This is a genomic window from Rhodoferax sp., assembly GCF_023701345.1.
GTDB lineage: Bacteria > Pseudomonadota > Gammaproteobacteria > Burkholderiales > Burkholderiaceae_C > Rhodoferax.
In genome coordinates, this window is sequence record NZ_JAMPXE010000154.1 from 1 (window position 1) to 6993 (window position 6993).

The window sequence follows — 6993 nt, forward strand, 5'->3', positions numbered from 1 at the left end:
AGTTCGCGGCCGCCGCGGTCCACCAGCACCGCCAGCTTGACGCTGGCCGGGCGGCCAAAGTCAAACAGCTCGTTGAGCACCGCGCGCACCGTGCGCCCGGTAAACAGCACATCGTCGAGCAACAGCACATGGGCCCCGTTGACGTCAAACGGAATTTGCGTCTGCGCGCTGCTGGTCATGCCGCGACGGGCGAAATCGTCGCGGTGCATGGCCGACGAGATCACGCCAAACGGCTGTGCCAGGCCCAGGTCTTGGCGCAGGCGCTCGGCCAGCCAGACGCCGCCCGAGGCGATGCCCAGCAGCTGCGTGTCAGGCTGCAGCAGGGGGCGCAGGTTGCGCGCCAGATCGGCATACAGCGCCTCGGCATCAAGTGCCAGTGTGCTCATGGAATACTCCTTAAAAATTGTTCGAGAATGATGCAGGCCGCCGCCGCATCGGCATCGCGAGCACCCATCGAGTGGGCCTCGGTGGTGGTGTAGCGCTCATCGACCTCAAAGACAGGCAAGTTGAAGCGGCCCTGCAACTGGCGCGCAAAGCGGCGTGCCCGCACGGTGTTTTCGTGGGCGGCGCCGTCGGGGTGAAATGGCACGCCGACCACCAGCGCGTCGGGCTGCCAGGTTTTGAGCTGCAGCGCCACCTTGTCGAACCTGGCCTTGCCCTCGGCGGCGATCGTGCCCTGCGGCTGGGCTGTGCGCATAAGTCGGTTGCCCACCGCAAAGCCGGTGCGCTTGAGGCCGAAGTCCAGTGCCATGAAAGTTTGCAAATGGGCGGGTACCACCGGCTGTGGGTTGACGCTTGAGCTGTCGGTCAACGTGCTCATGCGTGTCCGGCGTCGGGGGCCAGCATCCAGGGCTCCAGGCCCAGCAGCTTGAGCGCCTGTGCGTAGCGTTCAGGCACCGGCGTCTCAAAGATCAGCCGGGCGTCGGCCTCGACCGTGAGCCAGCTGTTGTCACCCAGTTCAGACTCCAGCTGGCCCTCACCCCAGGCCGAATAGCCCAATGAAATCAGCACATTGCGTGGCCCGCCGCCGGTAGAGATGGCCTCCAGCACATCGCGCGAGGTGGTCATCTCCAGGCCACCGGGGATCACCATGGTGCTGGCATAGACCGGGTGCTCGGGTTGCTCGTCATCGGCAAAGGTGGCCTCGTGCAAGACAAAGCCGCGCTCGGTCTGCACCGGGCCACCAAAAAAAACGGGGGCGGTTTGCAGGTCGGGGCGGCTCAGTGGCAGCGCCACCTTGTCAAACAGGCCCTTGAGGTCAATGTCGCAGGGTTTGTTGATGACCAGCCCCAAGGCCCCCCGCGGGCTGTGCTCGCACAAATAAACGACACTGTGTTCAAAGAGCGGATCCTGCAGGCCGGGCATGGCGATCAAAAAATGATTCGTCAGGTTGATGGGGGCAGAATCAGAAGACATGGAACAATTTTAGCGATGAACATGGACCAAAATTTTTCAACCGGCCTGATATGGTTCCGGCGCGATTTGCGCGTCCGGGACAATGCCGCGCTGCACCTGGCGCTCTCCCGGTGCCGCCAGGTTCACTGTGTTTTTATTTTTGACAAGGCAATTCTGGCGGGCCTGCCACACGCTGACCGGCGCGTGGAATTTATCCGCGAATCCCTGGTGGAACTTGATGCGACATTGCGTCAACTCAGTGGCAAGGCGGATGCCGGCCTGATCGTGCGCCATGCGGTGGCCAGCAATGAGCTGCCCCGGCTGGCGGCGCATTTAAAAGTGCAGGCCGTGTTTGCCGCGCGCGACTACGAGCCACAAGCGCTGGCACGCGATGACTCGGTGCGCGAGGCCCTGGCGCAAGCGGGCTGCGCGTTTTTTACCTGCAAGGACCAGGTCATCTTTGAAGGCCGCGACGTCCTCACCCAGTCCGGCACGCCCTACGGCGTCTTCACGCCCTACAAAAACAACTGGCTGAAACGGGTGGCGCCCGAAGACCTGGCGCATCATGACAGCGCGCCGCTGGGGCAGCGCCTGAGCGAGCGACCGCCCGGATTGCAGCAGCCCGTGCCCAGCCTGAGCGACATCGGCTTTGCAGCCACCAACCTGGCCAGCCTGAAAATTCCCACCGGTGAGCGTGGTGGCCAGGCCTTGTTCGAAGCCTTTTTTGAGCGCATGGACGACTACCACGCCACGCGCGACTTTCCGGCGCTCAAGGGGCCGAGCTACCTGGGCGTGCACCTGCGTTTTGGCACCGTGTCGATCCGCCAGCTGGTGCGCATTGCCCTGCAGCGCCAGGCGGCTGGCAGCGCGGGCGCGGCCGTGTGGCTCAGCGAACTGGTGTGGCGCGATTTTTACTTTGCCATTCTGGCCAATTTCCCGCAGGTGGCACGGCAAGCCTTCAAGCCCGAATACGACGCTATTTCCTGGGAGCAAGGCCCCCACGCCGACGCCCTGTTTGCGGCCTGGTGCGAAGGGCAAACGGGCTACCCGCTGGTCGATGCCGCCATGGCGCAGCTCAACCAGACCGGCTACATGCACAACCGCCTGCGCATGGTGACGGGCAGTTTCCTGGTGAAGGATCTGGGGCTGGACTGGCGCTGGGGCGAGCGCTACTTTGCCGAGAAGCTCAACGACTTCGACCTGTCGGCCAACAATGGCGGCTGGCAATGGGTGGCTTCCAGCGGCTGTGATGCGCAGCCCTACTTTCGCATTTTCAACCCGGTCAGCCAGAGCGAAAAATTTGATCCGCAGGGCAAGTTCATCCGCCGCTACCTGCCGCAACTGGCCAAGCTGTCCGACCAAGCCATCCATGCGCCCTGGGCGGCCAAACCGCTCGATCTGCACATGGCCGGCGTGGTGCTGGGCCGGGACTACCCGCACCCCATCGTCGCGCACGACGTGGCCCGGGCCAAGACCTTGCAGCGTTATGCGGTCGTCAAGAAGTCAAGCCCACAGACGCTTCAAATTTGAACCATCTCGAAATCTTCCTTGCGGGCGCCGCATTCGGGACAGGTCCAATTGAGCGGCACATCGCGCCAGGCGGTGCCGGCGGGCACGCCATGCTCGGGATCACCCACTTGCTCGTCATAAATCCAGCCACAAATCAGGCACATCCAGGTTGTCGATTGCGTCACAGCGTCCAAGGCCTTCCAATAGAATGTCAATTTACCTATGCGTCAGACTGATTTCTTCAGCCAGCCTCGGTATCCATCACCTAATTTTGCCTCAATAGAACCATGACACCCTCCACCGACCGCAATGCCACTTTGTTTGCCCGTGCTTCTCAAGTGATCCCGGGCGGCGTCAACTCCCCCGTGCGCGCTTTTCGCGCGGTCGGCGGCACACCGCGCTTCATCAGCCGGGCTCAGGGTGCCTACATGTGGGACGCCAACGGCCAGCGCTACACCGACTACATCGGCTCATGGGGCCCGATGATTCTGGGCCACGGCCACCCGGCGGTGGTGGAAGCGGTGCAAAAAGCGCTGCTCGAAGGCTTCTCTTTCGGCGCCCCGACCGAACGCGAGGTGGAACTGGCCGAAGCCATTTTGAAGCTGATGCCGAGCATGGACATGGTGCGCCTGGTGAGCTCCGGCACCGAAGCAGGCATGAGCACCATCCGCCTGGCGCGCGGTGCCACCGGGCGCAGCAAACTCATCAAGTTTGAAGGCTGCTACCACGGTCACGCTGACGCGCTGCTGGTGAAAGCCGGTTCGGGCCTGGCCACCTTCGGCAACCCGACCAGCGCCGGCGTGCCGCCCGAAGTGGTGCAGCACACGCTGGTGCTGGAATACAACAACATCGAACAACTGGAAGCCGCTTTTGTCGAACAGGGCAAGGAGATTGCCTGCCTGATGATGGAGCCGATCTGCGGCAACATGAACTTCGTGCGCGCCAGCGTGCCGTTTGTGAAACGCTGCCGCGAACTGTGCACCCAATACGGCGCGCTGCTGGTATTTGACGAGGTGATGACGGGCTTCCGCGTGGCGCTGGGTGGCGCGCAAAGCGTCTATGCCAAAGAAATCCCCGGCTTCGAGCCCGACATGACGGTGATGGGCAAGGTGATTGGCGGCGGCATGCCGCTGGCCGCTTTTGGCGCCAAACGCGCGGTGATTGAACACCTGGCGCCGCTGGGCTCGGTCTACCAGGCCGGCACCTTGAGCGGCAACCCGGTGGCCACGGCCTGCGGTTTGGCGACGCTGAATGAGATCACCAAGCCCGGCTTTTATGACGATCTGGGCCGCAAAACCCGCGCCCTGATCAGCGGTTTGAGCGACGCGGCAAAGGCCGAAGGCGTGCCGTTCTGCGGCGACTCCGAGGGCGGCATGATGGGCTTTTACTTGCTCGACACCCTGCCCAGCACCTACAGCCAGGTCATGAAGACCGATGGCGCCAGATTCAACCAGTTGTTCCACGGCCTGCTGGACCGTGGCGTCTACATTGCGCCCGCGCTGTACGAAGCCGGCTTTGTCAGTGCCGCGCACACCGATGCCGACATTGCCGAGACCGTGGCGGCGGCACGTGAAATCTTCAAACTGCTTCCGAAGTAATAACTTGTTGCCAAAGTTTTAACGGTCTCAAGACCTGCTTGAGAAACATTGCCACGCCCTGGCAATGCAATGAAAGCGCTGACGGCTTCGGGCCCGTTGTTGACTTTCGCCTCGCTCCAAAGCAGTCGTAACGTTGGAGGTAACCGGCGACCCACAGGCGGGCGAAGCCCGCCGCAGGGACGTCCGCGTTGACCGACCTGTTAGGTGGCTGATTCGGCATTCGCGTCAAGAGCCATCCAGCTTACGAAATACGCGGTCCATCGCCTGCTTCGCACGATCGGCGTGCATCCACAACTCAAAGTGTTTCGGTATGAGATCGCCACACCTTAACCAGTGCGCTCCAATGAGCGTCTTCTCATCATCGGAAGTATTGGCCATGCCGTCTAACTCCGCAACTTCCCTGCCCCTCGCCAGCGCGGCGCCAGCATTGCTTAGACTCGCGACGTGCTTTAGGTCGACGACGCTAGCAAGAGCAAGGTAGCTGGCGTCCTTTGAAATTAGGCGGAATTCTTCTTCCTTTGCAGTCTCAAACCTCCAAGTCACCTCCTGCAATGCAGAGGCACCTGTCGGCCCAAACATTCTGGTCATGACGCTCCACGCGAGCCTGTCTGCCCGTTTGTCTTCCCTGACGCAGCACATTGCCTCGTGCTTTGCTCTGAGTAGGATGAATACAGCTGTCTCCGGAAAGCTTGCGTAAAACCGCCCGAGGTCACTTCGCTCTGAGCGCGAAAGCCTGTACAAATCAACGCAGAACAGGAAACTGAGCGTGCGCACCATGCTTGCGTATGGACGGTCCCACCGCCGCCATAGAAACTCGGGCGAAATGAACTGTCGAAGTTTTGCACGCACAAGTCTTCCCCCTTATAGACCTGGCAGCCTGCGCTGCGCAATGGAAATGAGCTCCCGTGCGGCCCGCACTTCTGCCACGTCGCGTTGGCGATGACCGGCGGACAGTAAGGCGGCGAAGCCTGACGATAGGATGTCCGTGGCGATTGACCTATTACGTTGCATGCTCATAGGGTACCGGACGCTATGCGCTGGCAGGCAACATGTTCCTCGACAACATCGTAGCGCCATTGCCAAGAGCTGTACAGGAACGGCGTTCCTCCCTCCTTCTGCTTCACTTGGGCCTGAACGACGAACACAGTCCCGACAGGATACTCCTCGCGCATGCGCGCTGAACACGCGACGTGCATGTCGGTCGGGAAGCCTTGGCCCGGAAGTGGCTGGGCGCGTATGCGCTTGGATGAGGGCTCGCCGTAGTTCCAATACGTCTCAATTGCAACGCGCCGGTAGTAGCCCATTTCGGCAACCTAACGCGCTAGCCCAGAGGCGCGGAGCCGGCTTGCCGGCGGAGCGTCCCACTGGAGCGCCTTGTTGGGCCGTTTTCCGAAAATCATCGGCAATAGCTTCCGACAGACGAAACTGCAGACTCGTAGTCACTGTATGAATTCTTGACTCGGCGAAATTCGGAGCTGCAGTCATCACTGTAGTTTTGCGATTCGGCGCAGCTCCGAAGGCGGCGCGCGTAATCGGCAAGCTCAGATGCTGAGCTTTCAGCTCGGGAAAGGGCATCTTGGCAATCAGACGATTTGTCGTTCCCAGATTTCCGTGCTTTAACTCGCTGATAGATGATGATTACTTCTTGCTGTTCTTGAGGCGATAGTTGCTCGAGCTTCTTTGTTCCTCGCATGATCTCCTGATAGTTCTTCACGCCACGCTGAAGGTCTTGTGAGTGAACAGGAAAAGAAGCAGGCACTCCAAAAGCCAATATCAGGGAGATTAATGTTCTGATTGGGTTCTTCATTCTCTATTTGTTCGACGTGAATTGGGAGATGCTTCTAATTTTTTGGAAGTGGGTTGCGTTCGATTAAGCCCCACAAAGGTTGGCCGTTTTCAGATGCACGCGCCCCTACTTCAAGCAGTAGCCTTTTTGTTGTTTCTTCATCGGCGCCAATTACGTGCATAAGCGTTTCGAGTTTTCGCCATTTATCATTCGGAGACCGCAGCATTTCAAGTAGCAGGTCTTTTCTTGGTTTATCTTTATTGGCCGCCGCTCTCTCTTGGAGGAAGTGCGAAAGCCACTGAACAGCGATTGTGGCAATAGAGCCGATAACGGCACCTGCGACGCCTATTAGTGCGATGACAATTGATTCGCTCATGATTGTGAGCGCCCAACGTAATGTACACCGCAAAACCTGCGTATTAATCTGGACATGAAATCCTCCGGAGAATGGCTCGTAACTTGGTTTTCGGTGTTCTTTTAGATTTTTATACAGGTATAAAAATTCCGACTAACCACGCAAATCGTTTTCGTGCAATTCTAGGCTTTTGGCAAGCTGATACCAGAGTTGGGAGCGCACCTCGACCGTCCGCTTCCGCTGCAAACCTATCCTCCACAAGCATCAAGACTTGCGTCATTCACCACATAGGACGCCTGCACAGATTGGGGCATGGGTCCCCGCCGATTTCTGGGCGTTTGACAGTATGA

Annotated in this window: 8 protein-coding genes; 2 read left to right on the forward strand and 6 right to left on the reverse strand. The window is 59.7% G+C overall.

Features of this window, described 5'->3' with window-relative positions; all coding sequences use genetic code 11:
• The 3 genes from pyrR to NDI87_RS15570 form a co-directional block, all read right to left on the reverse strand.
• Positions 1-386: bifunctional pyr operon transcriptional regulator/uracil phosphoribosyltransferase PyrR (pyrR, locus tag NDI87_RS15560; RefSeq protein ID WP_296276364.1), on the reverse strand; the 386-nt coding region annotated here is incomplete at its 3' end.
• Positions 383-820: a Holliday junction resolvase RuvX gene (ruvX, locus tag NDI87_RS15565; protein WP_296276365.1), complete on the reverse strand. Its 438-nt coding sequence runs from the start codon at positions 818-820 to the stop codon at positions 383-385. The genes pyrR and ruvX, both read right to left, overlap by 4 nt.
• A complete protein-coding gene (locus NDI87_RS15570; RefSeq protein ID WP_296276366.1) occupies positions 817-1416 on the reverse strand; it encodes a YqgE/AlgH family protein in 600 nt (199 codons plus the stop codon). Before NDI87_RS15570 ends, ruvX begins: the two co-directional genes overlap by 4 nt.
• A gap of 21 nt (positions 1417-1437) precedes the next feature.
• Here NDI87_RS15570 and NDI87_RS15575 point away from each other — a divergent pair, with 21 nt between their 5' ends.
• Positions 1438-2925, forward strand: a complete 1488-nt coding sequence (locus tag NDI87_RS15575) for a deoxyribodipyrimidine photo-lyase (protein WP_296276370.1) — start codon at positions 1438-1440, stop codon at positions 2923-2925.
• Here the strand turns inward: NDI87_RS15575 and NDI87_RS15580 are convergent.
• Positions 2916-3068: a rubredoxin gene (locus NDI87_RS15580; protein WP_296276371.1), complete on the reverse strand. Its 153-nt coding sequence runs from the start codon at positions 3066-3068 to the stop codon at positions 2916-2918. The two genes, NDI87_RS15575 and NDI87_RS15580, sit on opposite strands and share 10 nt — an antisense overlap.
• A 123-nt stretch (positions 3069-3191) precedes the next feature.
• On the opposite strand from NDI87_RS15580, the gene hemL reads away from it, so the two are divergent.
• On the forward strand, positions 3192-4502 hold the full coding sequence (gene hemL / locus NDI87_RS15585; RefSeq protein ID WP_296276367.1) for a glutamate-1-semialdehyde 2,1-aminomutase: 1311 nt from the start codon (positions 3192-3194) through the stop codon (positions 4500-4502).
• Between the two features lie 225 nt (positions 4503-4727).
• Here the strand turns inward: hemL and NDI87_RS15590 are convergent, their stop codons facing one another.
• Together NDI87_RS15590 and NDI87_RS15595 are read right to left on the reverse strand one after the other, a co-directional pair.
• Positions 4728-5351, reverse strand: a complete 624-nt coding sequence (locus NDI87_RS15590) for a hypothetical protein (RefSeq protein WP_296276368.1) — start codon at positions 5349-5351, stop codon at positions 4728-4730.
• 992 nt (positions 5352-6343) lie between these two features.
• Entirely contained in the window at positions 6344-6664 is a 321-nt protein-coding gene (locus NDI87_RS15595) for a hypothetical protein (RefSeq protein ID WP_296276369.1), read from the reverse strand.
• Positions 6665-6993: the final 329 nt, after the last annotated feature.